15 protein-coding genes and 1 tRNA gene are annotated in these 16,820 nt (G+C 60.6%); 12 read left to right on the top strand and 4 right to left on the bottom strand.

What is annotated here, in order from left to right:
* The first annotated feature begins 119 nt into the window (after positions 1 to 119).
* The gene (locus NEZ08_RS21585; protein ID WP_298111544.1) at positions 120 to 257 is read left to right on the top strand and encodes a peptide ABC transporter permease; all 138 of its coding nucleotides are present in this window, start codon (positions 120 to 122) and stop codon (positions 255 to 257) included.
* Between the two features lie 325 nt (positions 258 to 582).
* Complete coding sequence (locus NEZ08_RS21580; protein WP_298111541.1) at positions 583 to 960, top strand: BA14K family protein; 378 nt, start codon at positions 583 to 585, stop codon at positions 958 to 960.
* Positions 961 to 1,348: 388 nt separating this feature from the next.
* On the opposite strand, the gene NEZ08_RS21575 is transcribed toward NEZ08_RS21580, so the two are convergent.
* Positions 1,349 to 1,501 (bottom strand): hypothetical protein, encoded by a 153-nt coding sequence (locus NEZ08_RS21575; protein ID WP_298111539.1) that lies wholly within the window; start codon positions 1,499 to 1,501, stop codon positions 1,349 to 1,351.
* Between the two features lie 157 nt (positions 1,502 to 1,658).
* On the opposite strand from NEZ08_RS21575, the gene NEZ08_RS21570 reads away from it, so the two are divergent.
* From NEZ08_RS21570 to NEZ08_RS21550, 5 genes are all read left to right on the top strand, one after another.
* Positions 1,659 to 1,910: a hypothetical protein gene (locus tag NEZ08_RS21570; RefSeq protein ID WP_298111536.1), complete on the top strand. Its 252-nt coding sequence runs from the start codon at positions 1,659 to 1,661 to the stop codon at positions 1,908 to 1,910.
* Positions 1,911 to 1,978: 68 nt separating this feature from the next.
* Complete coding sequence (locus NEZ08_RS21565) at positions 1,979 to 2,740, top strand: Sir2 family NAD-dependent protein deacetylase (RefSeq protein ID WP_298111534.1); 762 nt, start codon at positions 1,979 to 1,981, stop codon at positions 2,738 to 2,740.
* 190 nt (positions 2,741 to 2,930) lie between these two features.
* Entirely contained in the window at positions 2,931 to 3,596 is a 666-nt protein-coding gene (locus tag NEZ08_RS21560) for a cold-shock protein (RefSeq protein WP_298111666.1), read from the top strand.
* A 275-nt stretch (positions 3,597 to 3,871) separates the two neighbouring features.
* The gene (locus tag NEZ08_RS21555) at positions 3,872 to 4,282 is read left to right on the top strand and encodes a DUF192 domain-containing protein (protein ID WP_298111663.1); all 411 of its coding nucleotides are present in this window, start codon (positions 3,872 to 3,874) and stop codon (positions 4,280 to 4,282) included.
* A gap of 150 nt (positions 4,283 to 4,432) precedes the next feature.
* Positions 4,433 to 4,509, top strand: a tRNA-Pro gene (locus tag NEZ08_RS21550).
* Between the two features lie 212 nt (positions 4,510 to 4,721).
* Here NEZ08_RS21550 and NEZ08_RS21545 read toward each other — a convergent pair.
* Together NEZ08_RS21545 and NEZ08_RS21540 are read right to left on the bottom strand one after the other, a co-directional pair.
* Positions 4,722 to 6,194, bottom strand: coding sequence for a SagB family peptide dehydrogenase (locus NEZ08_RS21545; RefSeq protein ID WP_298111531.1), 1,473 nt, complete (start codon positions 6,192 to 6,194; stop codon positions 4,722 to 4,724).
* Positions 6,195 to 6,206: 12 nt separating this feature from the next.
* The gene (locus tag NEZ08_RS21540) at positions 6,207 to 8,468 is read right to left on the bottom strand and encodes a TOMM precursor leader peptide-binding protein (protein WP_298111659.1); all 2,262 of its coding nucleotides are present in this window, start codon (positions 8,466 to 8,468) and stop codon (positions 6,207 to 6,209) included.
* A 1,044-nt stretch (positions 8,469 to 9,512) separates the two neighbouring features.
* On the opposite strand from NEZ08_RS21540, the gene NEZ08_RS21535 reads away from it, so the two are divergent.
* Positions 9,513 to 10,376 (top strand): VOC family protein, encoded by an 864-nt coding sequence (locus tag NEZ08_RS21535; RefSeq protein ID WP_298111528.1) that lies wholly within the window; start codon positions 9,513 to 9,515, stop codon positions 10,374 to 10,376.
* A gap of 24 nt (positions 10,377 to 10,400) precedes the next feature.
* Here the strand turns inward: NEZ08_RS21535 and NEZ08_RS21530 are convergent, their stop codons facing one another.
* Positions 10,401 to 11,546: an OpgC domain-containing protein gene (locus NEZ08_RS21530; protein WP_298111526.1), complete on the bottom strand. Its 1,146-nt coding sequence runs from the start codon at positions 11,544 to 11,546 to the stop codon at positions 10,401 to 10,403.
* Positions 11,547 to 11,771: 225 nt separating this feature from the next.
* Here NEZ08_RS21530 and NEZ08_RS21525 point away from each other — a divergent pair, with 225 nt between their 5' ends.
* The 4 genes from NEZ08_RS21525 (at position 11,772) to NEZ08_RS21510 (ending at position 16,814) form a co-directional block, all read left to right on the top strand.
* Positions 11,772 to 12,077 (top strand): ETC complex I subunit, encoded by a 306-nt coding sequence (locus NEZ08_RS21525; RefSeq protein WP_298111524.1) that lies wholly within the window; start codon positions 11,772 to 11,774, stop codon positions 12,075 to 12,077.
* A gap of 203 nt (positions 12,078 to 12,280) precedes the next feature.
* Entirely contained in the window at positions 12,281 to 13,885 is a 1,605-nt protein-coding gene (locus tag NEZ08_RS21520; RefSeq protein ID WP_298111520.1) for a carboxyl transferase domain-containing protein, read from the top strand.
* A 2-nt stretch (positions 13,886 to 13,887) separates the two neighbouring features.
* Positions 13,888 to 15,888 (top strand): acetyl/propionyl/methylcrotonyl-CoA carboxylase subunit alpha, encoded by a 2,001-nt coding sequence (locus NEZ08_RS21515; RefSeq protein ID WP_298111517.1) that lies wholly within the window; start codon positions 13,888 to 13,890, stop codon positions 15,886 to 15,888.
* A gap of 11 nt (positions 15,889 to 15,899) precedes the next feature.
* Positions 15,900 to 16,814: a hydroxymethylglutaryl-CoA lyase gene (locus NEZ08_RS21510; RefSeq protein ID WP_298111514.1), complete on the top strand. Its 915-nt coding sequence runs from the start codon at positions 15,900 to 15,902 to the stop codon at positions 16,812 to 16,814.
* The last annotated feature ends 6 nt before the right edge of the window (positions 16,815 to 16,820 follow it).

Below are 16,820 nucleotides of genomic sequence, written 5' to 3'. Positions count from 1 at the left end.
GTTCTCCCTGGGATGGACCACTCGGTTCGTGCCTCTCAGGAACCTGGATAGCAGGCAGTGGCGGCATAGGGAACCAAGGCCGTGTTCAAATCCTTGAGTCCGAAAAGAGGAGCCGCACGATGGACCAAAAGCCGTATCCGGCGGAAAAAGCCCGTGGCGGCGAGATCGTTCTAAATACACGACTGCGCCGTGCCATATTTTTGGCAGGTCTGGTGGGCACCGTCATTTTTGTCATCATCATGATGTTGGTCCGCTGATCACGCACATTTTGCAACGCATCGGAACGATCGGAGGGGGGACGTTGTTTCTCAGGCTTCACTGTCTTGGAGAAACAGGATGACCAGGTTTCGAGTGTTGGGAGCTACGGCTCTGTCGCTTTCGCTTGTTTTCGCAGCCCCCGTCTTGGCGCAGCAAGCGCAGAACGGCCGTCCCGCCGCGCACGCCGCCGTAAGAGGACACGTGGGCGGTGCGCAAATGGGTGCCGGTTCCCGGGCGCAGTCCAATTTCGGCCCTCAGGCCAACGTCGGCAGAGCCAATTTCGCGGCCCGCGGCCATACGCAATTTGTGAGAGGCAATCGGCAAATGGCCGAGGGCGACCGTGGCGTATATGGAGGCGGAGAATTTCGCGACAGTCGCGGCCGCGGCTTCGGGCGTGACGCTGGCTTTGTCGCGGGCGCAGCGGCTGCTGGCCTGGCAACCGGCGCGGCGGTGGCGGCAAACGATTACGGTTACGGATACGGCTATGAACCCTATTATGGCGGCGGCTATGCATTTGGCCCCGATTATTATGGCGACAGCTACGCCTATGATGTCGGACCGACCGTGGCGTTCGACCAGCCTCCTCCGGTCGCAGGACCGATGGTTGCCGATGCGTCGTATTGCGCGCAACGCTTCCGCTCCTATGACCCGGCAAGCGGGACCTATCTCGGCTTCGATGGCGTGAGACATCCTTGCCCATAAAGTCGTCGTGACACTCAAAGGAGCGGCCCTTTTGGGCCGCTCTTTTTTGGTTCCTTCCTTTCCCGAGTTTCATCCGGGTTTCCGCGGCAACCATCACCCGGCGATCGGCGCCGTCGCTGCGCCGGTAAAGGCCCACGGAATCCGGCCTGCGCTAGGGATTGGCTTGGCCGCGGGAACGATCGCAGCGGACGCCGAGGGCTATGGTCCCGCCTATGCCTACTACGGGCCGGCCTACGGTCCAGGCTATGCTCTATGACAGCGGTCCGTATTGGCACCCTCATCTTGGCACCGTCATTACTGGCATCGCTATTATCGCCAGGCGATCTGCCTTTTGAAAAAGGAAGGGCCGGGGTGATCCCGGGCCTTCCTCGTGCTGGTGCTGCTGCTGTCAGGCGCCGAGTCGGGCATTCCCGAGCGTGGTTGTGAAATATTCGTCGCGTTCGCGTCGGAATTTTTCCTGGGTCGCCCTGAACCTCGCCACATGCGCCGCAATCTCGTCGCGTTCGCGCGCGAGCCGGTCATTTTTTTCCTTTTCGCTCATTGCCATCTCTGTTGATTCGCGTCCCGCGATCATTGACGTCCGAAGATTGGGGCGTGAATGGGATGAGCCGGCGCAAGATCGTGATTGTGGATAAGAGATGCTGCGTCTTGAGACGGGCGAACGCTGTCGATAGCGAAGGCGAAGTCAGGAGACATCAATGGCAAAGATTGATCTGGATTCGTTGAGCATCGAAGAACTTGCGGCGCTGCGCGATGCAGCAACCGAAAAGCTGGCTCAAAAGGTCTTGGCGCGGCAGGGCGAACTTGAAGCCGAACTGGAACGACTGTCGCAGTACGGCAAGCTCACCAAGAAGGCGCTAGCCGTGCCAGTGGTCGCCAAGCCGAAGAAGGGGGGCGAAGCCGTCCGAAAGGGCGAGGACGCGCGGGATGGTGTCGTCGAAGCGGCCTGAATGACCTCGAAATAGCCATCGGGCCAGCCTGATGTGCGGAATACACGGAAGCGTCGGGGCTATTTGTCGTGATTGCGTCGGACTTCAGCAGCAGCGTCGAACGACTAGGCGAAATGATCGCGGAAGCCGCCGTTATCGTTCCCTTTACAGGCGCCGGCATTTCGACTGAGTGCGGCATTCCGGATTTTCGCTCGCCGGGCGGACTGTGGTCGCGCAACCGACCGATCCCTTTTGATGAGTTTACCGCCAGCCGGGCGGCCCGGGATGAATCCTGGCGGCGCCGCTTTGCCATGGAGCCGACGTTTGCTGCGGCTTCTCCGGGCCGCGGCCACCGCGCACTCGCAACGCTCTATCGTGCGGGCAAGGTGCCGGCGGTCATCACTCAGAATATTGATAATTTGCATCAAGCATCAGGCTTCGCCGCCGATCACGTCATCGAGTTGCACGGCAACACGACCTACGCGAGGTGCATCGGATGCGGGCTGACCTACGATTTGGGTTGGGTGAAGGAACGTTTCGAAACGTTGGGTCATGCGCCTGAGTGCGCAACCTGCGACGCACCGGTCAAGACGGCGACCATCTCGTTTGGTCAAGCGATGCCGGAGGATGCCATGCAGCGCGCGAGGGAACTCGCGCAACAATGCGACCTGTTCATTGCGATCGGTTCTTCGCTGGTCGTTTGGCCGGCGGCTGGCTTTCCATTGATGGCGAAAAACGCCGGAGCGCGCCTTGTCATTATCAACAACCAACCCACCGAACAGGACGATATGGCCGATCTCGTGATCCACCACGATATCGGGGACACGCTGGGCCCGTTTGTGGGCAACTGACGTCTGACTGATTCGCCAATGCGCAAGGCTGTTCATAGGTGGCGAAAGGATCGTTTTTTTGTCTATGCGGCGCAAGCGAGAGTGTTATCTTTTGATTCGAAAGATTCGCTGGCGTCTTCTTGAGAATTGGTAGACGCGACGGTCACCGCAGCGTTCGCTGGCGGGATGTTGATGTGTGGGGTCCGGGGTCATGGGGTCGGACGGATTTGAGTCCAAGAAGCTCGGAGGTCAATCGCCCGGCGGGGCGGCTGCACCGGGAAGGTTCGGTGCTGGATTTTCGGCCGGTGGCCCGCGCGATCCAGCACTCGATGCGATGCAGGGCTTGGGCGACGTCGCAGCAAACCTTGTCGAAATCAGCGGCGTTATCAAATGGTTCGATGCCTCGAAGGGCTACGGGTTTATCGTCCCGGACAATGGCTGGCCGGATGTGCTTCTGCATGTGACCGTCCTGCGCCGCGACGGTTATCAGACCGCCTATGAGGGCGCACGGGTTGTTTGCGAGTGCGTGCAACGGGCCAAAGGTTATCAGGCGTTTCGAGTCGTCTCGATGGATGAATCGACCGCGATCCATCCCGCTCAAATGCTTCCGCCGCGAACTCATGTCAGTGTTACGCCGACCAGTGGGCTCGAGCGCGCGCAGGTGAAATGGTTCAACCGGCTTCGCGGGTTCGGCTTCCTGACTTGCGGGGAGGGGACCCCCGACATCTTCGTCCACATGGAAACGCTCCGCCGTTATGGCATGACGGAGCTGCGCCCTGGGCAGTACGTATTGGTCCGCTACGGGCCGGGTTCCAAGGGTATGATGGCCGCCGAGATCCAGCCGGAGATGGGCTCGCCTGGTCTCTCATCGCACTAAGGCCACGGCTGACCTCCAAATTCGTTTCGATGTCGTGGCGTATGGTACGCCGCCCGGGTGCATCCAGCTCTAAAACTCACAAAAGTGACTGCCGCAGTCGACCGCGCCGATGTTACAAACGGGGCACTTCTAAGCTCGCGCCGGAACGTGAGCCGGCGCTTTTTAATCATGGCGTGGTGAGACGAATGCTGTCGACAAGGTCTGGTCAGGCTGCCGCTTGGCGCTTTCCGTATTTGCGGATCTGGATGCCCTTCGCTCTGGCCTGCGGACTGTGGATGTTCGCCGGCTCCGCTGTCTACGCGGTATCGGTCCAGCCGCTCGAGATCGTGACGAAAACCGGCGTGCGCGTATTTTCGGTTGAGATGGCAACGACAGAGGCGGAGAAGACCACCGGATTGATGTACCGCAAGGAGCTGCCCGAGGGAAAAGGCATGCTTTTCGACTTCACTCCCGAGCAGGAGGTGTCGATGTGGATGAAGAATACCTACATCCCACTCGACATGATTTTCATTCGGGCAGACGGCCGCATTCTCCGCATCGCGGAAAATACCGAGCCGCTCTCGACCAAGATCATTCCATCCAGGGGATTGGCAAAGGGCGTGCTCGAGGTCATCGCCGGTACCGCCCAAAAATATGGGATCAGGCCCGGTGATCTGGTGGCCCATCCCCTCTTCCACACCAAGTAACGAAGAAATCGGACGCCCTCATTCCTTCGCTCGGCCAAAGTCTTATGTGTTGGTGTTGACTATCTTGCTGAGGCGTCTCCGCGAAAGTCCCAACCCGTCCTGCCTTGCTGACGGGGGCCTAAGCGTGTATCGACGAGGTCTTCCAAGGATCGGGGTATAGCGCAGCCTGGTAGCGCGGCAGTTTTGGGTACTGCAGGTCGTTGGTTCGAATCCAGCTGCCCCGACCAATTTCACCGGGTCCGTTCCGGACACATTGAGTTGCTCACCACGAGCTTGAGGCCTGCACCGCGTTTGCGAAAGCGATGGCTGCAAACGTCCCTCGGAGTACCAGGCGACGCTGCATCCTAGTCAGTGCGCGCTTCTCTCCGTACCGGCCATCTCGAATGGCCTTTTCAGGAGAATTTCGTCAACAGGGTCGGAACTCCAACGATGTCGGGGTCTATCCGCGCTCCGCGCCGGCACGCTCCGGTCGGCCGCGGCCGAGGGCAAATTGACCGACCGAGCCCTCGACGGAAAAATCGAGGCCGGTCATGCGGGCGAACCGATCGATATTGTTGGTGCCGATCGCGCATCCGCCAAGTCCCAGATCGGCGGCGGCCAGATAAAGCGTCTGAGTCAACACGCCGACATCCTTCAGGATAAGTGAATAAGCCACCGAGCTGTATTTCCAGGATACCCGGCCGAAGCGCGCCGCGATTACAATCAGGATCTGCGGAACGTGCGAGGCGCCGATGGCGAATTCAGCGTCCAAAAGCTGGGCATCGAGATCCCGGGCGCCGACTTCGATGGCTGTCAGTGCATGCCGGTCGGCATCGTAGTGGTAAAATCCGCGCGCCAGCCCGTCGCATTTTTCGACGGCAAGATAGAGTTCGAGCTCGTAGGCTGCGCCGCCCGACGGATAAGGACGGGAGGCATACGAAACCTCCGGGCCTTCCTCGCCCGTATCACCACCCGACGTCCATTTTGCCTGCACCCGGGCGGCAGTCTGCAGGAAGGCGGCCAATTCGGACAGCGTGATGGGATGCTCATCATCGAAGTCACGTATCGAATGTCGCGAGCCGAGGAGGGATGCGAACGGCGAGGGCGTGGGGGCCGGCCGGGTCGAGCCCTCCAGCGCGATGACTTCTCCAGGCCAGGGCGGACGCACTGCCGGCAGCGGAGGCATCAGATCGGCATAGGAGTAAAGCCCGCCCAGCGGGTTGGCTTGCCGCCCATCGGTGCTGCGGGTGTGAAACAACAGATCGTGGAAGTCCCATAGGACGAGGTTGGGATCGCCTTCGGAGGCGCGCAGGCCGGCGGCGTCCCCTGGCTTGAGCTTGAACAGGATCTGGCAATCCAGGAGCAAGCCCAGAACCTCCAGTCCGGGAAAGCCGCGCTCCTTGCGATACCGGTTGATCTTCTGCGGATGCGCGAGCGTAGTGAGGGCTGCAGCAATCCTGGGGTCGCCGATCCTGAACAAGGCGCCGGCGCGTGGCGATTCCAGCACCATTTCCTTGCCACGCCGGCGCAGATAAGCAAACCGCGACAGGGCAATCGTATCCGTATTGGCGATCTTGGCGATCTGCGGCCAATAATCCGCGATCTGGGGTTCGATCACCACGTCGTCGCCGCCGCGCGCAGGTCCAAGACGGTATTCCAGAAGTCCGCTATGTGCCAATCGCCGGAGAAGCAGATCGAGCTCCTTGTCGGCCGCGCGGCCTGGCTTAACTGAGGCGAGCGGCAATCCGCCGCGAAGTTCGCCAAGGCGCCTTATGGTCGCCTCGCTGAACTTTCCAAGGCCCAGGGCATGGCCGTCGAAGCGCGCGACCACGTTACCGTCCGCCTGTGCATCGAGCGCAACGCGTGGGTTGAGCCGGCCCGCAAGCAGCGGCCCCTTTGCGATGCGACTACGGGGTTTCGTTGCGACGGCCAACCGATTCTCCTCTCAGGTATGAGGCAGGAATGGCGTCAGTTCGCTTTCCGCGATGGGCGTCTCGCGCAGGCCAAGCTTGACAGGAACATCGTAGAGACGTCCCGGCCCGAAACGGCGATAGAAATGACGCAAGCCCGGAACGATGATCCGGACGACCGATGTCTCGACGTCGGGCCTTGTCTGGTCGAGGACAAGAAAATCCAATCCCGCCTGTCGGGCGATCTCGACGCACGCATCGACCTGCTTGCGGGTGTCGTCGAGCGGCCCGAACTTCGAACCCGAGATGATTGGCGCCGCCGGCCGGCCATTCGGCAGCAGGAACGGATAATTGCCGAGATGCAGGGGGGTGACATTGTCGAGACTGGGTTTCTCGCCTGTGCCGCCGTTCATCAAGCCGATTGACAGGAACTGATTGAGTTCGGTCAGCGCACGCAGCAATGCGATGCGGCTGTCGAAATGCGCGCCGGAGCCGAATTCGATATTCTCGTGTCCATTCTGCATCCAGTGCAGGATTGCCACGTAGGCCGGCACGCCGAGATCGGTGGTGATGTCGAGCACCCACAGCTTGCGCCCCTGGTCCGCAAGCTGCCGCCGCAAATCCTGAACATAGGAATCGTCGAACTGGCTGAGATCGAGTTCTTCGCGCTGGAGCCGGTTGTACCACCAGATTGCGTAGGCGTCGCGCTCCACGAGCTCAAGGAAGCCTTGAACGATGGCCTCCTGCAACGTATTGCCGGCCGCACAGCCGTTGGAATCGGCGTTGTAAGATCCCTCGCGCCCGCCGTAGAAGAAATACATCAGACTGGTCGGCAAATACCTGAAGCGCTGATCGCGTAGCGACCAGACCGGCGTCCATTCGATCCTGGTCGTAGGATCGAAGCGCTTAGGGACATGATGGAAATCATCCGGCTCGGCGCCGGGCGAGTTATACTGGGCGTCGCTGAACAGCAGCACGTCCTCGGGATTGATGGCCTCACCGGGTTCAAAATCGGTAAAGCGTTTCGTGGTGCGGATCTCATCGCCCTGGAAAATTCCGGAATAGCGCTCGATCGCTTCCATCAGCGCGCTGGCTTCCGCCTGCTCGGCGGTTGAGCCCTTGCCAAAGCTTCCGCCGGTCAGCCCTGCTCTGAGCGCGTCGATCGTCAAGGCAGGTCCGGAAAAATTGTGGCCGGCAAAAAAGTTTGTGTTCATGGGCAGATCGGCTTCGATCCGCTCCAGCTTCTTGAGCACTCCTGTCAGCGGGCTGACATGCTTGCGGAATCGCGCGACCGTGGCGCGCGAGGAGACTGTCCGGTACCCGCCACTGGTGATCATTAGCTTAAGCCCGGGCCCGAGATCAATCGGCGCTGGCTGACGTTTCGGATCGCGCAGCTTCTTGTTGCCGCAAGTCGGGCATTGGGGACGGTGCGGCACAAAGTGCTTGGCGGTCGTCGACCCCAGAAAGTCATGACTGACAATATGATTGCTCAGCTCGGTACGAAAGCCGGTGGCGATGGCCTTGGCGATTTCGAGGGCCGCGAACTGAATGGCGCCCTGGCCGAGCGGCTGGCGCGCGAGGGGTGACGTGGCAATCGGAAGTACGCCGCCGCGATCGAGAAAGCCCTTGACCTCGCGATTGCGGATCATGCGATCGAACAAACAGGTCCAGCAAGGTCCCTTCCCGGGGTTGAAAACCGGCCCGACCAGTGGGAAGGCGCCCGAGGGTTGCGCCAACAACCATTGAGTGCCGTCCTTTGCCCGTTGCGCGTTTAATTCGGCAAGACGCCGCTCCAGATAGTCGTTTGCAAGCGTCACCGTCAGGTCGGCGGAGCGTGAGACAATATTGACGCCGAATTCGCTGAGTGCCTTCGTGAATTCCTTGATACCTTGCACATCGATCGCTTCGACACGCACGCGGCAGTTCGCAAGATTTTGCTCGGCGACGCCAGGGGGGAGGCCGAGGCTTGCCCAATAACCGGCGAGAATGCTGCCTGATGTCGGTGATGCCTCAACGATGTAGCGACGTTCGATCAGGCGCTTGAGTGCTTCCTCGACCTTTTCGGGCGGAAAGCGCTTTCCGATTTCGGCGACAAGCTGCGTCAGGCTCTTGCCACCTTTACCAATGGCGTTTGCAAGCGCGCAGTAAAGCTCGCCGTGCAGGAAAAACTTCCTGTCTTCCGAATAAAGACAGACCGCATCCGGCGGCAGCACATAGACTGTGAAATTCGGCGCGAATTGAGCGATGTCTTTTTTCGCCGTGCGGCGCGATGAGGCGGTCTTGCGTGTGGCTTTCATGGTCTGGTGCACGAAGCTTGCCTGGCGCGGCGACCTGCCAATGCAGGAGGTTCTGTCGGATCGAGATCTCCCTCAATCCAATCGGCGCCCGGGTGTCTTCTTTTCTGATGAGGGCTCGTGGCAGCCGCCACTGCATGGCGCTGCAAACTGGCGGCGATAACTTCAGGATACATTGCATGGCCGGGTCGACGACGTCGAACCCGGCCATAACAATCGTCTTTGAGTAAACTAGTCAGGCGAACTCGCCTAGCACAACCTGCATGCACCCCAGGACAGGCAGCAGCCGCCACCCCAGCCCCAGCCCCAGCCGCAACCACCGCAGCCACAGCCGCGACCGCATCCGCCGCATCCGCGGCATCCGCGACAGCCACCGCATCCGTGGCCGCACCCGCGCCATGCGACCTGTACACCATCCTCCGCTGCCGCAGTGTTCTCTTTGTCGAAAACGTAGAACGTCGCGAGGCTGACGTCAGCGATTTCTTCTTCGCCGAGCGTGATCTGATGATTGGGGGAATAATTGGTCGAGGGCGTTGCGTCGTTGCCCGGCACCGCTGCAGCCGACGCTCCGCCCACCATCGAAAATGTCAAGCCAGCTGCGCCCAAGGCGGGAAGCGCGGCCTTCACTCGCTTCTGCTTCGAAGGTCGTTTCACACGTGCCATTACTGGAATCCTCCATTTTTTCGCAAGCGGTTCGAGTAGTAAGACTCTACTGCAAGGGGTGATCCCTCGCAAGCTGAGGAGCTTTCCCCAGAGGCTCAAAGCCTGCCGAACAGCCCAAATTTCACATTCATGAACGATGCCTGCGATGCCGTTCATTCATGTTTTATTCATCATCCCAGGCGTTGCCCGATAGGGCCGGGCGTGAGCTTTGAACATCAGCGGAGCAACGATCGGAAGGGTCCTCAGTTCCGAACCGTCAGGCGAATAGTCATCGCTTCGGTCGACGTTCGATCCCGGTAAGTCGAGCCTTGCGCCTGACAGGTTCAGCCATTACGGCTGAACGGCCTGACGCAGCTTTTTGCGGGCGCGAACAACGAGACGAACTTGGCCGATCCCCGGTACTTCGCTTGGTACGAATTGATAACTACCGACGTGGCAGGTGCCTCGGCCTTCTATGCCGACGTGATTGGCTGGGGAGCGCAAGAGGCGTCCACACCGACGTTGTCCTATACGCTGTTCACCACAGGCGCCCTCCCGGCGGCCGGACTGATGGAATTGCCGGAAGAAGGTCGCAGAATGGGCGCGAGGCCGCGATGGATGGGGTACATCGGTGTCGAAAATGTGCAGGCGACGGTTGACGGGATCAAACGGCTCGGAGGCGGCGTGTACGTGGCCCCAACCGACACCAATATTGGCCTGATTTCGGTGGTTGCCGATCCCAACTCCGCAAACTTTGCGTTGATCGACCATTTGCAGATAAGGCCGCAACATCCGGCCGAAATGAGCAAGGGTGGTCGTGTCGGTTGGCACGAACTGCTTGCTGCCGATCTGCAGAAGCAGTTTGCGTTTTATAGCGAGCTGTTCGGTTGGCAGAAGGTGGAAGACGAGCCCGCTTCTTCAGTAGGCCATCATTCGTTTTCCGCTGGTGGCCAGGTGATCGGTGGTGCGATCGAGAAGCGAGCGACCGAACCGCTCTCGTACTGGCTGTTCTATTTCAACGTCGATGATCTGGATGCGGCGATCGAACGCGTTGAAGTCGGCGGTGGCGCGGCCTCCCGCAAAGACGAGGAGTTGTCCAGCGGTCTCTCCGTCGCCCGCTGTACCGACCCGCAGGGCGCAGTGTTCGCACTTCAGGGAAAGCGGGGGCACACCCGCAGAGTCGGCTGGAGCACGGAATGGCGCGGATTTTCCTCGCGGGGGCAGTTGCTCTCGCCAAAGCGCCGCCGTGGGTCGTCCGCAAAGTCCTGATGATGGAGCCCGTCGCTTTCGTCCTCAGGTCGGCTTCGGCGCGGGTACCTTGAGCGGCTTGTCCTGTCGCTTCGACCAGGAGATGTAGTAGGCGACGACCGTCATGATCGCGATACCCGTCACGCTGACGAAGAGCTGAGCGAAGAACGAGCCCGAACTCATCATCAGTTCGAAATGTCCGATGAAAGACAGGAAGACGCCGACGCAGAAGACGGCAAGCGACTGCTGGCCGCAGACGATCACCGGATCAAAGATCTTCCACTCAAGTCCCGCCCAGTCTTTCGGTACGAAGCGGATGACGAGGATGACGATCACCACGAAATGCAGGAAGCGGTAGGGGGCAAGGTTTGTCTTGTCATTCGGGTTGAAGGCGGAATAGAGCCAGTCGGGGAACATCGCGCCGAAATCCGTAAACCTGCCTGCCATTGTCATGACCAGCGCAAACAGAAGATAGGCAAAGCAGAAATAGAGCGTGATCTGAGAATCGATCAGCCAGCGGTTTCTTCTGGCGCCGCCCAGCGCACACCAGGATCCGAATACGAACAGCACCTGCCAGCAATACGGGTTGAAATACCAGGTACCCGCCGGATAGGAGCGAAAATTCCAGCCGAAATACCGCGCAATGAGCCACAGCGCAATCGAGGCGATCATGGTCAGGTCAGGCTTGCGCAACATGATCCACAGAACAGGCGGAAAGAACCCCATCAGCACGATGTAGAGCGGCAGGACGTCCAGATTGACCGGCTTGAACTTGAGCAGCAAACCCTGCCGCAGGGTTTCCGTCGCGTGGTCGACTAGGCCGGCAACGTTAAATTCGTTGATGATCTCCGAATCGCCGAAGCGCAGCGCTAGGTAGCTTATCGAAGCGATGTAGATGACGAACAGAATGATGTGGGCGACATAGAGTTGCCAAACCCGTTTGGTCAAACGGGTGGCGCCGACGATAAAGCCGCGCTCGATCATCATCCGTGCGTAAACGAATGAAGCGGTGTAACCCGAAATGAACACGAAGAGGTCGGCCGCGTCGCTGAAGCCATAGTTCCTGGTCGTGATCCAGTTCACGACGTTGTCGGGAATGTGGTCGAGAAAAATGGCCCAGTTGGCGATACCGCGGAACAGGTCGAGCCGGAGGTCGCGTCCTTTTTCGGGCAAACTGGCGTTGATTTTCATGGGTGCCGTTTCGATGTGAAATTGTCCGGCGAGGAGGCGGCAAGCGGAGCAAAGGTCCTGACGCCCGCGAAGATTGTCACCGGACGCTATTATGAATATACCACTTTGGCAGATGTTTCATTACAGGCTGGAGAATCACGGGATACAAGTTCGGGATGAACAATCCTACACGATCCCGGCAGTTTCGACTGGCTCCGCCGAAGCTCTTGTGAAGGTTGATCGCCCATGACCGCCCGAATTTTCAAGCCTGCCAAAAACGCGATGCAATCCGGCAAGGCCAAGACAAAGGACTGGCAACTCGACTATGAGCCAGAGCAGCCCCGTTTCGTCGAGCCCCTCATGGGCTGGACCAGTTCAGGCGATATGAAGCAACAACTCAGCCTTCGCTTTGAAACCAAGGAAGAGGCCGTTGCCTATTGCGAGCGTGAGGGCATCGCCTATCAGGTTTTCGAACCCAAGGAGCCGGCGCAACGGCAGGTCGCCTACGCGGACAATTTTGCGTTTCGTCGCGGCGAGCCATGGACGCACTAAGAGACTTCCAACCCCGCAGTCCGGTCCTCTCCGGATCAGACGGCGCGCGGCCTCGAAGGCGCATCAGAATGCAGGTCTAAGCAATTGATTCAATATTGGTTTCTGGTTAAGTGCTCCGATGGGCCGTTTTGCTGGTTGCGCAAGCTGCAGGCGCGATGACACCATAGGTCGCTTCCCAGTGGTCCCCGAAATTGCCGAAACCCATGCCGCTCCATTCCAGCATCGATCCTGCATCATCCGAGTTTGCCCGCAACGCCGAGGCGATGAAATCGCTGGTCGCGGAGCTTCGTGAAAGGCTCGATCAAGTCGCCGGCGGCGGCGGTGAAGCCTCGCGCAGGCGTCACACCTCGCGCGGCAAGATGCTGGCGCGGGAGCGTGTCGACCTCCTGCTTGATCCCGGTACCGCCTTTCTCGAACTGTCACCGCTTGCGGCCTACGATCTCTATGGCGGCGACGTGCACTCGGCGAGCATTGTCACGGGTGTGGGACGCATCTCGGGACGCGAATGCGTCGTCGTGGCCAACGACGCCACCATCAAGGGCGGTACCTACTATCCGATGACCGTGAAGAAGCATCTGCGGGCGCAGGACGTCGCCCGCCAGAACAAGCTTCCTTGCGTTTACATGGTTGATTCCGGCGGTGCTTTCCTGCCTCAGCAGGACGAGATTTTTCCCGACGAACGGCATTTCGGCCGCATCTTCTATAATCAGGCTCAGATGTCCTCGCTCGGCATCCCCCAGATCGCGATCGTCATGGGCTCGTGTACGGCCGGCGGCGCTTATGTTCCGGCGATGTCGGATGAGAGCATCATCGTGCGCAATCAGGGTACGATTTTTCTTGGCGGCCCGCCGCTGGTAAAGGCCGCGACCGGCGAAGTGGTCACGGCCGAGGAGTTGGGCGGAGCGGACGTGCATTCGCGCCAGTCCGGCGTCACCGATCACTACGCGCAGAACGATGCGCATGCGATCGGAATCGCTCGCCGGATCGTTGCCACCTTGAAGCAACCGGCGCGGGCAGAACTCAACATGCGCGAGGTGCGCGAGCCGCGGTTTCCGGCCGAGGAAATCTACGGTGTGGTCTCCTCCGACGGGCGCAAGCCGTTCGATGTGCACGATATTATTGCGCGCCTGGTTGACGGTTCGGAGTTTGACGAATTCAAGAAGCTGTATGGCCAGACGCTCGTCTGCGGATTTGCCCATATCTGGGGCTATCCTGTCGGCATCATCGCCAATAATGGCATCCTGTTCAGCGAAAGTTCGTTGAAGGGCGCGCATTTCATCGAGCTATGCTCTCAGCGCCAGATTCCGCTCGTGTTCCTCCAGAACATCACCGGCTTCATGGTCGGCAAGAAATACGAAGCCGGCGGGATCGCGCGTGACGGGGCCAAGCTGGTGACGGCGGTAGCGACCGCGGGCGTGCCGAAGTTCACCGTCGTGATCGGCGGCTCCTACGGCGCCGGCAATTACGGGATGTGCGGTCGTGCCTACAGCCCGCGTTTCCTCTGGATGTGGCCGAATGCGCGGATTTCGGTCATGGGCGGCGAGCAGGCTTCGATGGTCCTGAGCCAGGTCCGGCGCGACAATATCGAGGCCAAAGGCGGCACATGGTCGGCCGAAGAAGAGGAAAAATTCCAGGCGCCGATCCGCGCGCAGTACGAGAAGCAGGGCAGCCCGTATTACGCCACGGCCCGTCTCTGGGACGACGGTGTCATCGATCCGGCTGATACACGGCTTGTGCTCGGACTCGGCCTTTCGGCGGCAGCCAACGCGCCGATCGAGCCGACGAAGTTCGGCCTGTTCAGGATGTGACGATGGATCGGTCAAAACTCTACCGGCGCTTTCGCAGCCTCCTGATCGCCAATCGCGGCGAGATCGCCGTGCGCGTGATCCGCACGGCCAAGGCGATGGGTTTGCGCACCGTGGCGGTTTATTCGGAAGCCGACTGCAATGCGCTGCATGTGGCGATGGCCGACGAGGCTGTTCTGCTGGGCCCGTCGCGGGCGCGCGACAGCTACCTCAACATCGAGCGGGTAATCGCTGCCGCTCGCGAATGCGGCACCGAGGCCGTTCATCCCGGTTACGGATTTTTGTCGGAGAATGCGGATTTCGCCAAGGCCTGCCTCGAAGCGGGTTTGATCTTCGTCGGGCCGACGGCCGAAATGATGCAGGCGATGGGCTCGAAATCGGGGTCGAAGCTCTTGATGGAAAAGGCCGGCGTGCCGCTGGTGCCCGGTTATCATGGCGAGGCGCAGGACGATGCGACGCTCGCCAGGGCCGCGGCCAAGATCGGTTTTCCGGTTCTGGTGAAGGCGTCCGCGGGCGGCGGTGGCCGCGGCATGCGCATCGTGAGGACGGCCGACGAGCTTGCGGCGTCCATCGAGAGCGCCAAGCGCGAGGCCAAGGCGGCATTCGGCGACGATCGCATGCTGATCGAAAAACTGGTCGAAAGCCCGCGCCACATCGAGGTCCAGGTGATCGGCGACAGCCATGGCAATCTGCTGTCGCTATTCGAACGCGAATGCACGCTGCAACGCCGGCATCAGAAGGTCGTCGAGGAAGCTCCGTCGCCGACATTGAACGCTGCACAGCGCGAGGCGGTGTGTGCGGCGGCGCGCAAGGCGGCGGCGGCAGTCAGCTATGTCGGCGCCGGGACGATCGAGTTCGTCTCCGACGGCAGGGACGTGTTCTTCATCGAGATGAACACGCGGTTGCAGGTCGAGCACCCCGTGACCGAGCTGGTCACCGGCATCGATCTCGTCGAGTGGCAGCTGCGCGTCGCGGCCGGCGAGAAGCTGCCGATGACCCAGGATCAAATTGCGTTGCATGGCCACGCCATCGAGGCGCGGGTCTATGCGGAAAATCCCGACAGGAATTTCATGCCGTCGGTCGGAACGATCCGACGTTGGGACATGCCGGAGCAATCGCCGGGCTTGCGGATAGATGCCGGCTATCGTGAGGGCGATATGGTCTCGCCCTATTATGACGCCATGCTCGCCAAGGTGATTGCCTGGGCGCCGACGCGCGACGGAGCGATCGACCGGCTTGGCCTTGCGCTGGCAGAATCCGACATACGCGGAGTGGTTACGAATATTCCCTTTCTCGGCGCTCTGGTCGGCCATCCCGCCGTACGAGCCAACGCGATCGATACAGGCTTCATCGAACGCGAGCTGACGCATCTCACGGCGAGTCCGAAGCCGCCGCAGGACCTCGAACTGGCCGCTGCGGTTGCGGCCATACTCTCCATGGAAGCCAACGTCGCCCGGGACCTCGCAAGGTCTCCCTGGGGAACGGCTGGCTGGATGCCAGTCGGTCGGCGTCGGCGGGCATTTGCGTTCCGGGATGGTCAGGGAAACGAACACAAGCTCACCCTGCAATACGGCAACGGGCCGGCGACACTCGCGATTGGGAATCGCGAAATGGCCTTTAGTACGGCCCCCGGCATCTCGGGCGGCGTTGATCTGACGCTGCACGGGATCAGATCAAACGTCGCTGCCTTCATGGAAGGTCACGAGCTTTATCTGCGCACGCGCAACGGCCGTTTTGAACTGCATTGGATCGATCCGTTCGGCGGAGACGATGAGGAACAGGTCGGCGAGGATCGGATCGTCGCGCCACTGCCCGGGACGGTCGTCGCGCTTCTGGTGGAGGTCGGCACAAAGCTGGAGAAAGGCGCACCCATTCTGACCCTTGAAGTCATGAAGATGGAGCAGACGCTGCGGGCGCCATTTGCCGGAACGCTGAGGGCCCTGAAATGCAAGGTCGGCGATATCGTCGGCGAAGGCATTGAACTTGCCGAGATCGAGGCGGCTTAAGGGAGACATTCATGGGCGACGAGGTCCGCATCGTCGAAGTCGGCCCGCGCGACGGCCTCCAGAACGAGAAGACGCCAGTCAGCGTCGCGGCGCGGATCACGTTTATCGAGGCCTTGCTGGATGCCGGACTTCATACGATCGAAGTCGGGGCGTTCGTCTCGCCGAAAGCCATTCCGCAGATGGTCGGCTCGGATGAGGTACTGCGGCGCGTCGGTTCCCGAGCCGATGGGGAGTTTCACGTCCTGGTGCCGAACGAGAAGGGCTACGAGGCCGCGCGCGCCGCGGGTGCCACAGTAATTGCGGTATTCGGGTCGGCCTCGGAAGGCTTTTCCCGCGCCAATATCAATTGTTCGGTTGCTGAATCCATCGAGCGCTTCAAGCCTGTGATCGCGCGCGCCCGCGCCGACGGCGTCAAGGTTCGCGGCTACATTTCCTGTGTTCTCGGTTGTCCCTATGATGGCGAGGTCAAGCCGCAGGCCGTGGTCGATGTTGCCAAGGTCCTCTGGGATCTCGGCTGCTACGAAGTCTCGCTCGGCGATACCATCGGCGTGGGCACGCCGAAGAAGGCCCGCGAGCTGGTCCGCGCCGTTGCCGGTTATGTGCCGATGGCCAGTCTCGCGATGCATTTTCATGACACCTATGGCCAGGCGCTCGCCAATCTCTATGCAGGACTGGAAGAGGGCGCACGTGTCATCGATTCCGCCGCCGGTGGCCTTGGCGGATGTCCGTACGCGCCGGGCGCCACGGGCAATGTTGCGACCGAAGACGTCGTCTACATGCTGGAAGGCATGGGCGTCGCCACCGGCGTTGACATGGCACGACTCGTTCAGGCGACCAATGAGATCAGCAGGCTGATCGGCCGACCGCCGCTGAGCCGGGTCGCTGCCGCCTGGAACGCGAAAAAGCGAGCGGCGAACAGGGAGTAACGAACG

Origin of the sequence: Bradyrhizobium sp., from assembly GCF_027451485.1 — a bacterium.
Taxonomy (GTDB): domain Bacteria; phylum Pseudomonadota; class Alphaproteobacteria; order Rhizobiales; family Xanthobacteraceae; genus Bradyrhizobium.
This window is presented reverse-complemented; position numbering and strand designations above follow the sequence as displayed.